The sequence below is a fragment of the Candidatus Moraniibacteriota bacterium genome (assembly GCA_035390125.1).
Lineage (GTDB): Bacteria > Patescibacteriota > Minisyncoccia > Moranbacterales > GWC2-37-73 > DAOOTD01.
The window spans coordinates 263,796-279,110 of sequence record DAOOTD010000002.1 but is presented as its reverse complement, the minus strand read 5'-3'; the positions used below and the strand labels follow the sequence as shown (position 1 = coordinate 279,110).

The 15,315-nt window shown below is 36.0% G+C and carries 15 protein-coding genes; 1 reads left to right on the top strand and 14 read right to left on the bottom strand.

What is annotated here, in order from left to right:
* Positions 1 to 62 precede the first annotated feature (62 nt).
* The 12 genes from PLR68_03375 to ruvX form a co-directional block, all read right to left on the bottom strand.
* A complete protein-coding gene (locus PLR68_03375) occupies positions 63 to 2,441 on the bottom strand; it encodes a hypothetical protein (GenBank protein ID HOW60761.1) in 2,379 nt (792 codons plus the stop codon).
* 150 nt (positions 2,442 to 2,591) lie between these two features.
* Complete coding sequence (locus PLR68_03370; protein ID HOW60760.1) at positions 2,592 to 2,873, bottom strand: HU family DNA-binding protein; 282 nt, start codon at positions 2,871 to 2,873, stop codon at positions 2,592 to 2,594.
* Between the two features lie 150 nt (positions 2,874 to 3,023).
* Positions 3,024 to 5,339 carry an AAA family ATPase gene (locus PLR68_03365; protein ID HOW60759.1) on the bottom strand — a complete coding sequence of 772 codons (2,316 nt, stop codon included), beginning with the start codon at positions 5,337 to 5,339 and terminating at the stop codon, positions 3,024 to 3,026.
* Positions 5,340 to 5,770: 431 nt separating this feature from the next.
* Entirely contained in the window at positions 5,771 to 6,763 is a 993-nt protein-coding gene (gap, locus tag PLR68_03360; GenBank protein HOW60758.1) for a type I glyceraldehyde-3-phosphate dehydrogenase, read from the bottom strand.
* Positions 6,764 to 6,819: 56 nt separating this feature from the next.
* Positions 6,820 to 8,082: a nickel-dependent hydrogenase large subunit gene (locus PLR68_03355; GenBank protein HOW60757.1), complete on the bottom strand. Its 1,263-nt coding sequence runs from the start codon at positions 8,080 to 8,082 to the stop codon at positions 6,820 to 6,822.
* Between the two features lie 4 nt (positions 8,083 to 8,086).
* Complete coding sequence (locus PLR68_03350) at positions 8,087 to 8,854, bottom strand: hypothetical protein (GenBank protein HOW60756.1); 768 nt, start codon at positions 8,852 to 8,854, stop codon at positions 8,087 to 8,089.
* Between the two features lie 44 nt (positions 8,855 to 8,898).
* Complete coding sequence (locus PLR68_03345) at positions 8,899 to 9,804, bottom strand: class II fructose-bisphosphate aldolase (protein ID HOW60755.1); 906 nt, start codon at positions 9,802 to 9,804, stop codon at positions 8,899 to 8,901.
* 15 nt (positions 9,805 to 9,819) lie between these two features.
* Positions 9,820 to 10,593, bottom strand: a complete 774-nt coding sequence (tpiA, locus tag PLR68_03340; GenBank protein HOW60754.1) for a triose-phosphate isomerase — start codon at positions 10,591 to 10,593, stop codon at positions 9,820 to 9,822.
* Positions 10,594 to 10,608: 15 nt separating this feature from the next.
* Positions 10,609 to 11,088 carry a small multi-drug export protein gene (locus tag PLR68_03335; protein ID HOW60753.1) on the bottom strand — a complete coding sequence of 160 codons (480 nt, stop codon included), beginning with the start codon at positions 11,086 to 11,088 and terminating at the stop codon, positions 10,609 to 10,611.
* A gap of 10 nt (positions 11,089 to 11,098) precedes the next feature.
* Positions 11,099 to 12,121, bottom strand: coding sequence for a DUF4921 family protein (locus PLR68_03330; GenBank protein ID HOW60752.1), 1,023 nt, complete (start codon positions 12,119 to 12,121; stop codon positions 11,099 to 11,101).
* Positions 12,122 to 12,170: 49 nt separating this feature from the next.
* Positions 12,171 to 12,941, bottom strand: a complete 771-nt coding sequence (locus tag PLR68_03325; GenBank protein ID HOW60751.1) for a glycosyltransferase family 2 protein — start codon at positions 12,939 to 12,941, stop codon at positions 12,171 to 12,173.
* Between the two features lie 104 nt (positions 12,942 to 13,045).
* The gene (ruvX, locus tag PLR68_03320) at positions 13,046 to 13,477 is read right to left on the bottom strand and encodes a Holliday junction resolvase RuvX (GenBank protein HOW60750.1); all 432 of its coding nucleotides are present in this window, start codon (positions 13,475 to 13,477) and stop codon (positions 13,046 to 13,048) included.
* Positions 13,478 to 13,543: 66 nt separating this feature from the next.
* Here ruvX and PLR68_03315 point away from each other — a divergent pair, with 66 nt between their 5' ends.
* Positions 13,544 to 13,801 carry a hypothetical protein gene (locus tag PLR68_03315; protein ID HOW60749.1) on the top strand — a complete coding sequence of 86 codons (258 nt, stop codon included), beginning with the start codon at positions 13,544 to 13,546 and terminating at the stop codon, positions 13,799 to 13,801.
* A 97-nt stretch (positions 13,802 to 13,898) separates the two neighbouring features.
* On the opposite strand, the gene map is transcribed toward PLR68_03315, so the two are convergent.
* Positions 13,899 to 14,663 carry a type I methionyl aminopeptidase gene (gene map / locus PLR68_03310; GenBank protein HOW60748.1) on the bottom strand — a complete coding sequence of 255 codons (765 nt, stop codon included), beginning with the start codon at positions 14,661 to 14,663 and terminating at the stop codon, positions 13,899 to 13,901.
* 2 nt (positions 14,664 to 14,665) lie between these two features.
* A complete protein-coding gene (locus PLR68_03305; protein HOW60747.1) occupies positions 14,666 to 15,304 on the bottom strand; it encodes a nucleoside monophosphate kinase in 639 nt (212 codons plus the stop codon).
* Between the last annotated feature and the right edge of the window lie 11 nt (positions 15,305 to 15,315).

Here is a 15,315-nt window from a genome sequence, read left to right as displayed (position 1 = left end):
TTAATAATTATTTTTAACTAGATAATAAAATATTGACTTTCTAAATTAAAAACTGCTAGTAATTAATATATCTCCGTCCAAATGCCTGGGCCTACTGGGCCGGAACATTTCTTGGTTCCATAGGCGTTAGAAATACATCCATTATCGCAAGTTTTGCCTTTGCAGGTGTTTTTTTCACAACCATTTGAGACACAGCAGGCACCGTCAGTTTTGACGCCATCCATAAGCTTGCAGCCATTATTGCATTGCTTGCCTTGGCAGGTTCTTTGCTCGCAGTTATCTGCCTGACAGCAGCTCTGGTTGGTATAGGAACCATTTAAGCTTCCATCCGTGCATTGTCTAGTTTCTTTGACACACTCTGATCCATAAGGTGCATAGCTGTCTTTATAGGCGTCGACTGAACTGCCGCTAGCTACAGTTGTGCCCCAAGGCGTGGTGCAGGGACAAGGTGCTACGCTGCAGTTTTGGTTGGTGGCTGTTCCGCTCAAGACTCCATTGGTGCAGGTTCTATTTTGTTTGACACTATCACAGGATGATCCGCAGGCTACTGAACTTGAGGAGTAGGCAGTGATAGAACTGCCATGAGCCACGGTTGTACCCCAAGGTGAAGTACAAGGACAAGGTGCTACGCTGCAAGTTCTGTTGGAATATGAACCAGTTAGTGTTCCATTAGTGCAGGTTCTGGTCTGGCTGGTGCAGGATGATCCACAAGGAACTGAATTTGATTGATAGGCAGTAAAAGAAGAACCGCTAGCTACTGTTCCGCCCCAAGGTATAGCGCATGAGCGTAAACAGCTTTGATACGTATATGAACCGCTAAGTGTTCCATTATTGCATGTTCTTGTTTGACTGGTGCAGGTTACAGCTGAACTGGACAAATAAGCAGTTACTGAGCTTCCGTGAGCTAGGGTTCCTCCCCAAGGCAAGGTGCAAGGGCAGGGTGTTACACTACAACTTGAATTAGTATATGAACCACTAAGTGTTCCATTGCTGCAGGTTCTAGTCTGGCTGGTGCAGGATGATCCACAAGGAACTGAACCTGAAGCGTAGGCAGTCACTGAACCGCCATGAGCCACGGTTCCGCCCCAAGGGAGACTGCATGAAGCTGGGGCTGCTACATTGCAAGTTTGATTAGAGTATGAACCACTTAATGTTCCATCAGTACAGGTTCTGGTCTGGCTGACACAGGATGACCCATAAGGCACTGAACTTGATTGATAGGCAGTAAAAGAAGAACCGCTAGCCACTGTTCCGCCCCAGGGCAAAGTACAAGAACGTGTACAAGTTTGGTATATATATGAACCACTTAATGTTCCATTGTTGCATGTCCTTGTCTGACTAGTACATGTTGCAGCTGAATTGGAAAGATAAGCAGTAATAGAACTGCCATGAACTACAGTTGTGCCCCAGGGTGAAGTACAGGAAGCACAGGCTGCTACACTACAACTTGAATTAGTATATGAACCACTAAGTGTTCCATTGCTGCAGGTTCTAGTCTGGCTGGTGCAGGATGATCCACAAGGAACTGAACCTGAAGCGTAGGCAGTCACTGAACCGCCATGAGTTAATGTGCCTCCCCAGGGTAGATTGCAGGCACAAGCTGCTACACTACAACTTGAATTAGTATATGAACCACTAAGTGTTCCATTGCTGCAGGTTCTAGTCTGGCTGGTGCAGGATGATCCACAAGGAACTGAACCTGAAGCGTAGGCAGTCACTGAACCGCCATGAGCCACGGTTCCGCCCCAAGGGAGACTGCATGAAGCACAAGCCTGTGTATAGCAACTTTGATAAGTATTTGAATTACTCAAAACTCCATTATTGCAAGTTCGTGTCTGACGGTAATTAGCACAATCTAAGCCACAGGCAACTGAAGGATAATAATAAGCATAAACTGAGGCGCCGTTTGATATTGTTCCTCCCCAAGGCAAAGTGCAGTAGGCAGGAGCAGTAACTGTAAAAGTACCAGCACTGCAGGAAGAACAGGAACATAAATTTCTTCCATCCCAGCTACTTGTTAATTGTAATGTATAAGTTCCCGGAGTAGAGGGAGCAGGAAAAGTTTGAGTACTTTCAAAATAAGGAAGATAGCCACTGCCAGGTACTGCTTGGTTTGATCCAGTAAAAGATCTCTGAACTCCACCTATAGTGCCATATACTGGTTTATGCCATTCCTGCGAGCCTGTACCCGTATAGGATATATCTTTCAAATAAACTGTTACGGTTCCTCCTGGACTAACAGAACTGGTTATTGTTCCTGTAATTTTATTATTCCAAAGCGTTATATAGCCGAAGCCAGAACCAGTAGGAGCAGTTTGATAATCAGAACAAGAAAAAGAACCAACCGCGGCATTTACTGTTTTTATGGGAAGAAAAATTCCACAAACAAGAACAAGTGATAAGACTGAAAATAAAGTTACAAAACTGATTTTTGTATTCATTTTTTTAATACAATGCAAAATTATTAAAACAAATTTACATTGAAATTATTAAAAAATAATATTTTCTAGCTTAAATTATATCATAAAAACAATAAAAAACAAAAGCCCTTATGAAAATAAGGGCTTTGTATATATCAAAAAGCTCAAGACCTAAAGAACTGCTTCTTTTGCAGCTTTTGCCAAGCGGAACTTAACCACAGTTTTTGCGGCAATTTGGATCTTTTCTCCAGTTGCAGGATTAACTCCTACTCTAGCTTTGCGTTTTGCTTTTACCATTTTTCCAAAACCTGGGAGAACAAATTCTCCATTCTTTTTTACTTCTCCGTAAGCAAGTGCTGAGAGATTGTCAAGAAATCCAGCAACCTCTTTTTTTGCCAAGCCTGTTTTTTCAGACAAAGCTGTCACAACCTGTGACTTCGTCATTTTTGCCATAACTTTTTATTATTTAATTAATTATTATTAATTTTGCATGTGACTCATGCATACTTTGATTATACAGCTTTTTTTAAATATTTGGAATAGCTTATTTGCCTTTTTGTCAATAGTCAGGAAATTTTAACCCATACAGGATAAAAGGATTATCTATTTTTTTGGAATAATTTCTCCACTCTGATCAACCTGGTCAATCTTTACTGAAAGCAGTTTTGAAATTCCATCCTCTCCCATTGTCACACCATATAATAGAGCTGACTGACGCATAGTTTCGCGGTTATGAGTAATAGCTATAAACTGGGTCGAATCAGAAAGATCCTGCAAAATTTTTCCAAACCTTCTGGAGTTAGCTTCATCAAGTGCAGCTTCAACTTCATCCAGGATGGCGAATGGCGGTGGATTATATGAGATAACGGCAAATAATAATGCTAGAGCCGTCAAAGACCTTTCTCCACCAGAAAGCATGGGCAGATTGGCAATTTTCTTGCCCGGAGGGCAGGCATAAATGTCAATGCCAATTTCATATCTTTTTTCTTCTTTTTTTTCTTCCTCATTTTCAACTTCTTCAATATTTTCTTGATTTTCGTTATTTTTTTCTTCATAAACGCCACGCGGAGGAATTTTAATTTTAGTCAGATAAGCATTGCCACCTCCAAAAATAGTCCGGAAATATTTTGTGAATTCCTTGTTGATCTGTTCAAAAGCTTTTTCAAACTCGGAATTTATACGCTGATCCATCTCTTTTATAACAGCTTCTAATGATATTAAAGCATCAGCCAAATCTTTGAGCTCCTGGGTAAGAAAATCGAAACGGGCACTTGTTTCGTTATATTCCTGAACAATCATCGGATCAATTCCTCCGATTTGTTCCATTTGCATCTTCAAGCGCTCTATTTCATGTTCCAATATTTCTTTTTCTACAGATTGGCCGTCATATTTGAGTTCGCCTGGATCCTGTTTGAGAGAATTCTTTATTTCATTGGTTAAATCCTCCTCACGAACCTCTATCTTAGCTAATTTTATTTTTGCTTCATTAAATTGGTCTTTTAGGCCAGAAAGTTGCTCCTGTTTGTTTCTGGATTCACGTTCTAATTGGAAAAATCTTTCTCTCAACTCCTTTGCTTTCTGCATTTCTTGGTTTATTTCCTTTTCTGTTTTTTCAAGTTCGGTTTTTAATTTATTTTCTGAGCTAAGTAGATCTTTTTTCTTATTTTCCAACTCGTTGATTTTATTTTGAATTTCCTGCGTTTCTTTTGAATTATCCTTTTTTACTGAAACTTCTCCTTTTCCTGATTCTTCATATAAATCATGCAACTGCTGTTGGATAGCCCGTGCATGCTCTTTAATATCTTGCAATTCTTCTAGGCTTTCTGCTCCTTCAACTTCTTTTATCAATCTTTCCTGTGCTTCACGGATATGTTTAATTTTTTCCTGAACATATTTGAGATCAACCGGAATAATTTCTATTATTTTTTGGCTGGCCATTTTTTCTTTTTCAACTACAATGCGCCCCTCTGAAATAATAAGCTCTCGTTCGATTTCATTTATTTTTTGCCTTATTTCCGACTGTTTTTTCTCTAACTCATTTTGTTTTTTTGATTCCTGTGCATCAGCCGATTCCTTACTTAGTTCATCATTTATCTTATCTACTTCCCTCTGCGTATTCATCATTAAAGCTCCAAGGCTATCTTTTTCCCGTGAAAATTGTTCCTGTTCTAACTGAAATTGGTGCCACAAAAAAGAAAATAGTTTATTTTGTCTTTCTTTGAGTTTCTCTGCAATTTCTTTTCCTTGCTGGGCTTTTTGCGCCTGGCGCTTAAGCATCTTTAGATGAGGTTCTATTTCGCGTATAAGCCCACTTACCCTTTCCATGTTTTCTCTGGTCCAATCAATTTTCTTAGCTGCTCGCTGTTTTTTAATCTGATATTGCTTCACTCCGGCTGCATCTTCCAGAACACTGCGCCTATCTATGGAAGATGCATTTAGAAAAGCATCTGACATGCCTTGATTGATAACACAGTAACTTTCTTTTCCTATGCCGGCTTTGGCTAATAAATCGACAACATCAATAAGTCGAGTCTTACTGCCATTAATAAGATATTCTGATTCTCCACTACGGTAAATCTTCCTAGATATTTCGACTTCAGAAAATTCCAAAGGAATACGCTTATCTTTATTGTCAAAATAAAGAGAAACATGCGCACTAGACAGTCTGGCTTTTGTTCCCGAACCAGCAAAAATAACATCTTCTGATTTTTTGCCACGAAGCGTTTTCATGGACTGTTCCCCCATGGCCCATTTTATTGCATCTGCCACATTAGACTTTCCTGATCCATTAGGTCCGACAATAGAAGTTATGCCTTTGTTTTTGGAGTCACTATTAAAATTTCCCGCTGGCAAAAATTCCAGTGTGACTTTGTTGGCAAAAGATTTAAATCCTGATATTTCAACTTTTTTTAAATACATAAAAAAATTAAAGCACAAAACCAAAGAGCCATTTTTATAGCATCTTTCTAAAACAGTTAATTATAATTTATTATATTGTACCATGTTTTTTAATTTACAAAAAGGAGGTCAAAATATAAAAAGCGCCTACATTGAAGCACTTGATTATTGGAGTAAATCGGGAGGGAAATATAATCATATTAATGATTAACTTATCCCTCCTTAAAATTTTTAAAAAGCGGGCTGGAAACACTTCTTAGCTTCTCCGTTACTGAATCGCAGCTCTTCCTGTCAAAAGAGCTTTTAATTGATTTAGAACATTTTTTGCTGCTTTTGTTTTTTCAATTATTCCCACCCCGCTTATTTTTAAGTACTTTATTCTAACTAAAAAATAGCAAAAACAAATAGATTGTCAAATCATTATTCTATAAAAAGGCTTATATAGGGAAAAATTATTTAGAAATATATTCAGCCGTTTCTACTAGCCTATTGGAATATCCCCATTCATTATCATACCACCCGACTATTTTAACCATTTTTCCCTGAGACATAGTCAGCGGCAAATCTACAATAGCGCTATGTGGATTCATTTTATAATCTATAGAAACTAATTCTTCTTTTGTGACATCCAAAATACCTTTTAACTCTCCCTTGGAAGCATTAGCAAAAGCTTCATTAATTTCTTCTATATTTTTCGGATTTTTGACTGTACAAATAAAATCAACAATCGAAACAACAGGAGTTGGGACTCTTAAAGCAATGCCGTCCAGCTTTCCTTTGAGGTGAGTCAGAACCTTGCCGACCGTTTTAGCAGCTCCAGTGGTTGTCGGGATAATACTCATAGCTGCAGCTCTGGCGCGTCTCAAATCTCTATGGGGCAGATCCAATAAGTTCTGGTCATTAGTATAGGAATGGGTAGTTGTCATAAAACCTTGTTCAACTTCGCATAAATCATCAAGAACTTTTATCATTGGCGCCAAGCAATTGGTAGTACAAGATCCGTTAGAAATAATTGATTCATTTTTATACTCCTTCTCGTTTACACCCAATAGGTACACTGGCGTTTCGTCTTTTGGCGGAGCTGACATAACAACTTTTTTAGCACCAGCATCAATGTGCTTTTGCGCTGAGATTTGATCAAGAAAAACTCCCGTGCATTCAAGCACCACATCAACTTCCAATTTATCCCACGGGAGATTGGTTGGATCCTTTTCAGAAAAATACTTAATGGGTTTGCCATCTATTATTATTTCATTATTTTCTCTGTCTGCAGAAACTCTCCTAACATATATTCCGTAAGAAGAATCATACTTAAGCAGATGAGCACTTGTTTCTATATCAGTAAGATCATTAATTGCGACTACTTCCATATCTTCTTTTTCAAAGGCAATCTTGAATGAAGGACGGCCTATTCGTCCAAAACCATTTATTGCTATTTTTAACATATTTTTCAGTTATTTTTTAAAATATTAAATTTTAAGCTTATTTTAATCTTATATATCTAACGCGTTATGCAACCCATGCAAGGATCATATGCCCGAATAAATGCGCGAATCTTTTTTTCTTTTTCTTTTTCACTAACATTTTTTATCCCAGGAATAAAAACCGAAATATCATCTTCAAGATTAGACAAGAACTGCGCCGTTGGCGTAATAATATTAATATTTTTTATATAACCCTTAGCATCTATATCAACCCAATAATACAATGTTCCTCGCGGATCTTCAATAGCTGCCGCTGCTCTACCTTCTTGGACAGTGTATTCTTTAGTTAGTGCACCTGTAAAGTCTACATTAGCAATTTCTCTTAATAATTTTGTTGATTCCTCAATGCAATGTATGATTTCAGCTGCTTTGTATAAAATATTATGAAATGGATTATAGTCCATTTTGTTAAAATTCAATGATTCTAAATATCTTTTTGCATTATTTGAAAGCTTATCATAATTATTATTGACCCTGGCAATAGCCCCGACCATATAACTCGTTTTGCTGTCCGGATTGATTCTTTTAATAATTTCCTTTGGACGGTGAAAAGCATAAAAATTGTTTTCAATATCATTTTTGCTTACATATAATCCCTTATTAGAAACAACGTCTCCATCATACATAGCGTATTCTCCATTACTTTTAAGACAAATGTATTCTGTTGGCCGACTAAAATTAGGCAATTTTATATTTTTAAAAAAATCAGCTATTTCTATCATTGCCGGCAGTATTTCTTCTCCTTTTGATATAAGATTTTTTATTTCATTTTTTGTTGGAACTTTTTTAAACCCCCCAACTTCATTTGTCAGTGGGTGTATTGTTCTTCCACCTATTAAATTTATGATCTCAATTCCATATTCTCTTATTTTTTGAATTTTTTTTGTTTCTTCACTGTATTCATCAGCTGATTGTAATTCATTTTCAATATTCATAGAATGAACTACCGACAGAATAAAAAGATTGAAAGAATGAGAATAAATAAATTGGGCACATTCTATAATTTTTCTAAACTTTATTGTTTCTTCACTAACCTCAATTTTCATGGCTTTTTCAATAGCCTTAATGGATGCCATATTATGAGAAACTGAGCAATTTCCGCAAATTCTTTGGACAATAGTAGGCATTTCTTTGTAGTACCGGCCTATTATGACATTTTCGATAATACGAGAATCCCTCAATAATCGCAATTTATGGCTCCTCAGATTACCTTTAATAATTTCCGATATAATATCGGTTTGACTTTCGATATTCGCGATGTAATTTATGTTTAGAGACATATTTTTATTTTTTTTCCTTTGCTTCTATATCATCCCTTAAACCATATATCTCAGATATATTTTCGAATTCTTCATCATTTATTATGTTTCTTAAAGATTCACGCACCTCTTTTATGTTAGTTGAAGGACGCAATCCCCGACAACCTTGGCATGGCATATTATAGCTAGGACACACAGCATCACAACCGCCCAAAATCATTGAACCAAAACACGGTTTTTTATCTAAAAGCAAACACCTGTTTCCTTTTGCTCTGCATTGTATGCAAACCGATTTATCCGGAATTTTTGGAAAATCTTTGCTAGAAATTGCACTTTCTAAAATAATTGGAAAATATTCTAGAAATTCTTCTCCGCTAATCGGACAACCAGGGAAAGTAAAATCAACTTTTACAAAATTATCAATTTCTTTAATTGGCTCATCTTTTATGCCGTGTATATATCTATAAAAGTGTTTGGCTGATTGTTTTTGTTCACGATAATTTTTTATTTCTGGAATTCCTCCCATTGCTCCGCAATTTCCTAAAACAACTAATTTTTTGCTTTTTTCCCTGAGAGATATTAGTGTTTTTTTATCTTCTTCCGTTATTGGGTTACCTTCAACAAAACCTATATCCAATATTAATTCTGAGTTACTATTAATTTTAAACAAATCAAAATCAACAATTTCAACATTCTTCATGATATCAATAAATTTTTTTCCCAAATTAAGCAAAGCAAATTGACATCCCTTACAAGATGACAGGCTCACAATGGCTACTTTTTGTTTTTTCATATTTTTCAGGTATTGCTGTATGCATTATTTTTCCGGACTTATTTTTATGAATGATCAACACATTCAATTTTTTCTTTTCCCGGAGCTTTTCCTTCACTGCCATAATAGCGGATCCTTTCTTTGACTGCATTTTTTACAGCTTCTTGAGCATCACCCAAAACTTTCCTTATATCAAAAGATATATCATTCTGCTGGCGCGCCATTTTAACAATACTATTTATAAAAGACAACCTTATGGCTGTATCTACGTTGAAACAACATACACCGCGTGCAATTACTTCCTTTACTTTACCGTTTTCCCAATCGGACGCCCCATGTAAAATAAGCGGTATGGGAATTTTTTTATGAATAGCTTCAAGTCGTTCATAATCCGGTTCCTTGCGTTCTTTAAAGAATCCGTGCGCATTACCGATAGCCACAGCTAAAGCGTCTATGCCTGTACGGCAATAATAGTCTGCAGCCTGATCGGGATCAGTCATATATTTATCCCAATCAATTTCACCAGCCATTGAAGTTTCACCAATATAAGGAACACTCCCTAATTCTCCTTGAACACATACATTTTTTTTATGATACAATTCAACAACTTTTCTTGTTGCAAGCACATTATCTTCATAGGCTTTCCTCGAACCATCATACATTACCGAATTAAAGCCTATCACATCAACACAACGTTCAATTATTTCTAAATTTCTACCATGATCGAGATGGATACCAATTGGAATATCAGGGGCATAAAATTCTGCACAATTTTTTATTAACTGAAATATGGCACGACCACCTGCATATTCCAATGTTTTCTCAGTCACTTGAATAATAACCGGACTATTCATTTCTTTGGCAGCATCAATAATAGCTCTTGTAGTTTCCAGGTTTGTCGTATTAAATGCTCCGACTGCATATCCGCCTTTTTGAGCTTTGTTTAAAATTTCTTTAACAGATGTAATCATATGTTTTTGTATTATTTATTTATCAATTGTTTCAGCCATTTTAATGAAATTCAAAGGATTAAGGCTTTCTTTTCCGACTAAAACTCCGTCCATGCCCGGCTCTATGCATGTTTCTTTTATATTTTCAGGAAAAACCGAACCGCCATAAATAATTTTTACTTTTTCGGCAACTTTTAATTTATATTTTCTAATTAAAAATTTTTTTATCAATATTTTTGCACTCATTATTTCATCAATTACTGGCAAACGATTGGGATTATTTGAACTTATGGCCCAGACCGGTTCATAGCAAATTATGACATCAGCTATTTTTTTAGTATTTATGTTGTTTAAGCAATTTTTTAATTGTTCAAAAATTACCGCCTCTCCACTTCCATTTTTCTTTTCCTCGGCATTTTCACCAACACAAAGAATAACTTTCAATCCATTCTTCAGAACAGCATGAATTTTTAAATTTATCTTATCATCATTTTCAAAAAAATATTTTCTCCGATCACTATGCCCAAGAATTACATATTCCCCTCCCATATTCTTTATCATCGGCACAGAAATTTCTCCCGTATATGGACCTTTCTCTTCCCAAAAAATATTTTGAGATCCGATTGAAATATTTTTTGCTTTCAACTCTTTAACAAAAGATTCGACATGGACATATGGGGGGCATAAAACAAACTCGGCATTTGTTATTTTCCTTTTTTTTAATTCTTTTTTAAACAATTCAAAATATTTTTTGCGTTCAGCAGAGCTCAGTAGGTTCATTTTCAGGTTTCCAACTATTATCTTTTTCATAAATTTTTATTTTTATTAAAAATACACAGTCAAGCCTAGAACTATTATCCCCGAAACCATTGTTCCGAAAAGCATAAGAGGCAGTGATTTTTTAAGCACAATGCCAAACACAAAAGAAGCCAGGGCTGCTGTCATTCCGCCCAGAAACGGAATCGGTGTCGCTGCCAAAATAAAAATTGCCCATTCTCCGTATTTTTCCATTTTGCTGCCCGTTCTTTTGCGCGTGTGTTCAAAAAGCCATTTGAAAAATTTGGCAAAAAAGGATATATATCTGGAAAGCAACTTAGATATTGGATCCAACAATAAAACTATGATCACCATGGCAAAATATGTTCCAGCTACGGAATAGAACCAGGCAGCTGCCGGCGTTAGGTTATAAATTTTCACTGCCAATGGGATTGAGGCACGCAGTTCAGTTATAGGAATAAGGGCAATTATAAAAGTTGCGAGTTCTTTGGGAAAATTGGAAAAAAAATTTATTATAAAATCATGCATGAAATATATTTTAAAGTTGTTTTCTGAGAAATTCCGCCGCTATTTCCGGTTGAATCGTAGAAACTTCAATGCCGGTTTCCAATTCAAATCCCGCCCAAGTTGCGGTATGCGGCAAAATTTCAATATGCCAGTGAAAATGAGCATAGTCTCTTCCGTCGCATGGCGAAGTATGGATATAAAAATTATATGGTGGATCATTAAGAGCTTTATAAATTGATCCCAATCCTTTTTGAAAAACCTCCGCTAATTTTATTTTCTGATCATCGGTAATCCTTTCAAAATATGGGCTGTGTTTTTTCGGCATAACCCAAACTTCAAATGCGGCTCTTGAGGCAAAAGGACAAAATGCAATGAATTCTTCGTTTTCAAAAACTACCCGTTTTTTTTCAATACTTTCATATTCCGCCATTATGCAATATACGCAATGTTTATTGCTCCTGTAGTATTGCTCGGCTCCATCTAATTCCAACTTTATATAAGGTGCCACTACCGGAATGGCCATAAGCTGTGAGTGCGGATGAGATATTGATGCGCCAGCCTCTTTTCCATGATTATGGAAAATTGCAATATAATTTACATTCCTTTTATTCATCAGATCTATAAATCTTTCTTGATAAGCATCGAATACTTCTGCAACTTCAATGGTATTCATAAGAGCCAGCTGTCTGTAATGGTCTCTAGTAACTATTATTTCGTGATAGCCAGCTCCCGGCATAGCAAAATATGGACCTTCTGCCAATGATTTTACTAAACTAACACTGCAAAAAGATGGATATTTGTTGGGAAAAACTCTGAGTGTCCATTCGTCATCAGACTTTTTATATATAAGCACATCTTTTTCTTGCCCAGAGGCTACTGGATCTTCAAAGAGACATTTTTCTATACCTTTATCATCTTGAATCCTTTGAAAAATAGCAAAATCGTCCGGACGTTTAGCCCGTCCTGTCGCAATAACAACCCAATCGCCAGAAACCAGATCCTGTCTGAGTTCAGATGCCGCAATATTTTTCTTTTTTATCTTTGTTTTAGGCACTTTTTGTTTTTTATCCTTATTAAATCAGATCAATATTAAAAAATCTGAATTATTTATTTGATGGTTTAATTTTCTTAATTTTATAGTTTCCAGCAATTAATCTTCCTTTTGTCTTAAATAAATCAATTAATACTTGTATAAAACCATTTGGTCCGGTTAGGCTTACTGTTGAACCTTCTTCATTCAGCCAACGTACCGGCATTTGCTTTATTTTAAATCCAAGTTTTTTGGCTAATATTATTAATTCAAAATCAAATCCAAACCTATCAACAACCATACGCTTAGAAACTTCATGTGCTGCCTTATTGGTTAACATTTTAAACCCACACTGTGTGTCTGGAAAACTCCAAAGTCCAAGGACTATGCGTATAAGCCAATTACCTCCTTCTCCCATAATTTCCCTATACTTGGGCTGGTGAACCTGTATAAAGGAACCTTTTATTTTCCGGGATCCAATAACAACATCTGCTCCTTTTTCTAGTTCGGGCAAAAATTTTTCTACATGAGTTATTGATGTCGATCCATCTGCATCGAGAAAAACCACATATTTACCTTTCGATTCAAGAAGACCCTGCCTAACCACATAGCCTTTGCCATGATTTTCTTTATTATTGATCAGCCGGATGTTTTTTATCTGATTAGAATAATTTCTGACTATTTCAGCGGTATTATCAGGAGATCCATCCACAACTACAATAATTTCATAACTGTAGTTGTTGACTGATAGAAACTTTTCTATTTCCAGAAGATTTTGACCGATGCGCTCCCCCTCTTTGTAGGCCGGTATAACTATTGATAAATAGGGTTGGTTTTCGTTCATTATTTTTTTAGTTATTTTGTTATTTAATACACTAAACTTATCTTTATTATAGCATAAAATCCCAAAACTTTAAACTTTCAATGAAAGTTTTAAATTTTGAGATTCTAGAGATTCTGGTCCAGCCATTCCTGTAAAATAATTCTAGCCGCTTCTTTATCGTCTGACTGGCTTATATTCTTTTTTCCGTGTTTTTTTATGTTATCCTGAGCTATTTTAGTTGTAAACATTTCCTCCTGAAACATTACCGGCAGCCCAGTTTTTTCTTTAATCATTTCAGCAAAATCAGATTTTTCTTCTGCACTCTTAATGTCTTTATTATGAGTTGTTATGCCTATGATTATAGTTTTTACATTTTCTTTTTTTACAATTTCATCCAGTTTTTCGAAAAAATTTTTGTTATTTAGAAATGTGTCCAAAGCAAAAGCCATCCGCGTTTCTTCATCGGCTATAGCCAATCCTATTTTTGATTTACCGAAATCTATGCCCAAAATGTGCCCTATCAGAGCCTCATTTTGACCAGCTATTGACATTTTCATAAATTTATGCTAGTATTGAAGGCTAGTAAAAAATAAAATAATTGTTATTTAAAAATGGAGGAAATTATGAATAAAAAAGACTTTAGAGATTTTAAATGGGCATTCTCAGTAGCCTTTGGATTATTTTCTTTGTATCTTATGTACTTTGGATTTAAAGCCATATGCTACACTTACATGGAAGAAAAGTGGCAGGGTTACCTATTAAGCAGCCCTCCATATGTGGCCTGGCTAATGTTCTTTATTTTTGCTCTCTTGGCTATATTACTGTGGCCAAGACAGGGAAATTATAAGCTAAAAAAATCTAAGGAAGTGGCAAAAAAATAAACCCTCTGTGCCCTTCCGCCCATGCCCCCTTGGTAGTCATAGACTATTGAGGGGGTTTTTATTTAAAAAAACTTTATCGCCTTTTATTTCTTGTGCTCTATTTTGTTAACACTTCCACTCCATTTTCCGTAATCAAAATCGTGTTTTCATAATGCGCGCTAAGTTTTCCATCAGCTGTAGAAAAAACCCAGTCATCTTTTCCTAAAACCGTTTTATAATCGCCTTGATTAACCATTGGTTCCAATGCCAATGTCATTCCCTTTTTTAAAACAACATCTCTGTATCCATTTTCAAAATAATTCAAAACCTGGGGTTCTTCATGAAGTTTTTTTCCGATTCCGTGCCCGACCAAGTTCTTGACCACTGAAAAACCTGCCGCTTCAACAATTTTCTGCACAGTCTTAGAATATTCGCTGAGATTGGCACCGTCTTTTAATTTAGCTACGCCTTTCCAAAAAGATTTTTCCGTAATTTCCATAAGCATTTTAGCTTCGTCACTGATTTTACCAACTGCAAAAGTGCGCGCCATATCAGAAAAATATCCATCTATTTCAATACCGATATCAATTTTAAGAAGATCACCTTCATTTAATGTCCTACTTGGATTTGGAATGCCGTGCACAACCTCATCATTCAGAGAAGCACATATCGTAGCTGGGAATAAATTTATGCCCTCTCCATAGCCTTTAAAAGCCGGCTTGGCACCACGCGCAAAAACAAGCTCTTCAGAGAGCTTGTCCAGTTGCAAAGTGTCTATGCCAGGCTTGATTTCTTTTTCCAACTCTTTCATGATTTCCGCCAGCATATGACCAGCTTTTCGCATAATTGCAATTTCTTGTTCGGTTTTAACTGAAATGCCCATATTTATAAATTTTCTATAATATCCTTAAAAACTTTTTCTACGCTTTGCCTGCCATCCACCTCAACAAGCATATCTTTTTTCCGGTAATATTCAATGACAGGAACAGTGACTTTTTGAAATGTATCAAGACGTTTTTTAACACCTTCCGGAGTATCATCAAAACGCTGCCTGATCTGATCGCCACACTTTGGACAAGGCATGTTTTTATTTTCTATATCTTCACCTAAAATAAATTGCTTATTACACGAAGGACAGATGTAACGTTTGCTTATTCTTTTTATAGATTCCTCACGCGACAGAGTTATGGATATAGCCCTATCTATAGACCTGTTAATATTTTTCAGCATATTTTCTATGAGCGTAATCTGACTTGTAAGTCTTGGCGCGCTGTCCAATATTATACCTTTTTCGGCTGGAACTTTTTTAAGCTCGTTGCCAAGAACTTCAACCATTATTTCATCAGGAATCATTTCCTTTTTTTCATTTAAAATGCTGATTTTTTTGCCTAAGGATGTATTCTCTCTACCAATTTTACGAAAAATGTTTCCCGTTTCAATATGCACAAGGTTATATTTTTCGGAAATTTTTTCTGCTTGTGTCCCCTTACCACATCCCTGCGGACCAAATATTATAAGATTCATTTTCGTCTCAA

Excerpts from the sequence above, each read along its gene's own strand:
- PLR68_03375 (HOW60761.1), bottom strand. The coding sequence starts at position 2,441 with ATGAATACAAAAATCAGTTTTGTAACTTTATTTTCAGTCTTATCACTT.
- PLR68_03370 (HOW60760.1), bottom strand. The coding sequence starts at position 2,873 with ATGGCAAAAATGACGAAGTCACAGGTTGTGACAGCTTTGTCTGAAAAA.
- PLR68_03365 (HOW60759.1), bottom strand. The coding sequence starts at position 5,339 with ATGTATTTAAAAAAAGTTGAAATATCAGGATTTAAATCTTTTGCCAAC.
- gap (HOW60758.1), bottom strand. The coding sequence starts at position 6,763 with ATGTTAAAAATAGCAATAAATGGTTTTGGACGAATAGGCCGTCCTTCA.
- PLR68_03355 (HOW60757.1), bottom strand. The coding sequence starts at position 8,082 with ATGTCTCTAAACATAAATTACATCGCGAATATCGAAAGTCAAACCGAT.
- PLR68_03350 (HOW60756.1), bottom strand. The coding sequence starts at position 8,854 with ATGAAAAAACAAAAAGTAGCCATTGTGAGCCTGTCATCTTGTAAGGGA.
- PLR68_03345 (HOW60755.1), bottom strand. The coding sequence starts at position 9,804 with ATGATTACATCTGTTAAAGAAATTTTAAACAAAGCTCAAAAAGGCGGA.
- tpiA (HOW60754.1), bottom strand. The coding sequence starts at position 10,593 with ATGAAAAAGATAATAGTTGGAAACCTGAAAATGAACCTACTGAGCTCT.
- PLR68_03335 (HOW60753.1), bottom strand. The coding sequence starts at position 11,088 with ATGCATGATTTTATAATAAATTTTTTTTCCAATTTTCCCAAAGAACTC.
- PLR68_03325 (HOW60751.1), bottom strand. The coding sequence starts at position 12,941 with ATGAACGAAAACCAACCCTATTTATCAATAGTTATACCGGCCTACAAA.
- ruvX (HOW60750.1), bottom strand. The coding sequence starts at position 13,477 with ATGAAAATGTCAATAGCTGGTCAAAATGAGGCTCTGATAGGGCACATT.
- PLR68_03315 (HOW60749.1), top strand. The coding sequence starts at position 13,544 with ATGAATAAAAAAGACTTTAGAGATTTTAAATGGGCATTCTCAGTAGCC.
- map (HOW60748.1), bottom strand. The coding sequence starts at position 14,663 with ATGGGCATTTCAGTTAAAACCGAACAAGAAATTGCAATTATGCGAAAA.
- PLR68_03305 (HOW60747.1), bottom strand. The coding sequence starts at position 15,304 with ATGAATCTTATAATATTTGGTCCGCAGGGATGTGGTAAGGGGACACAA.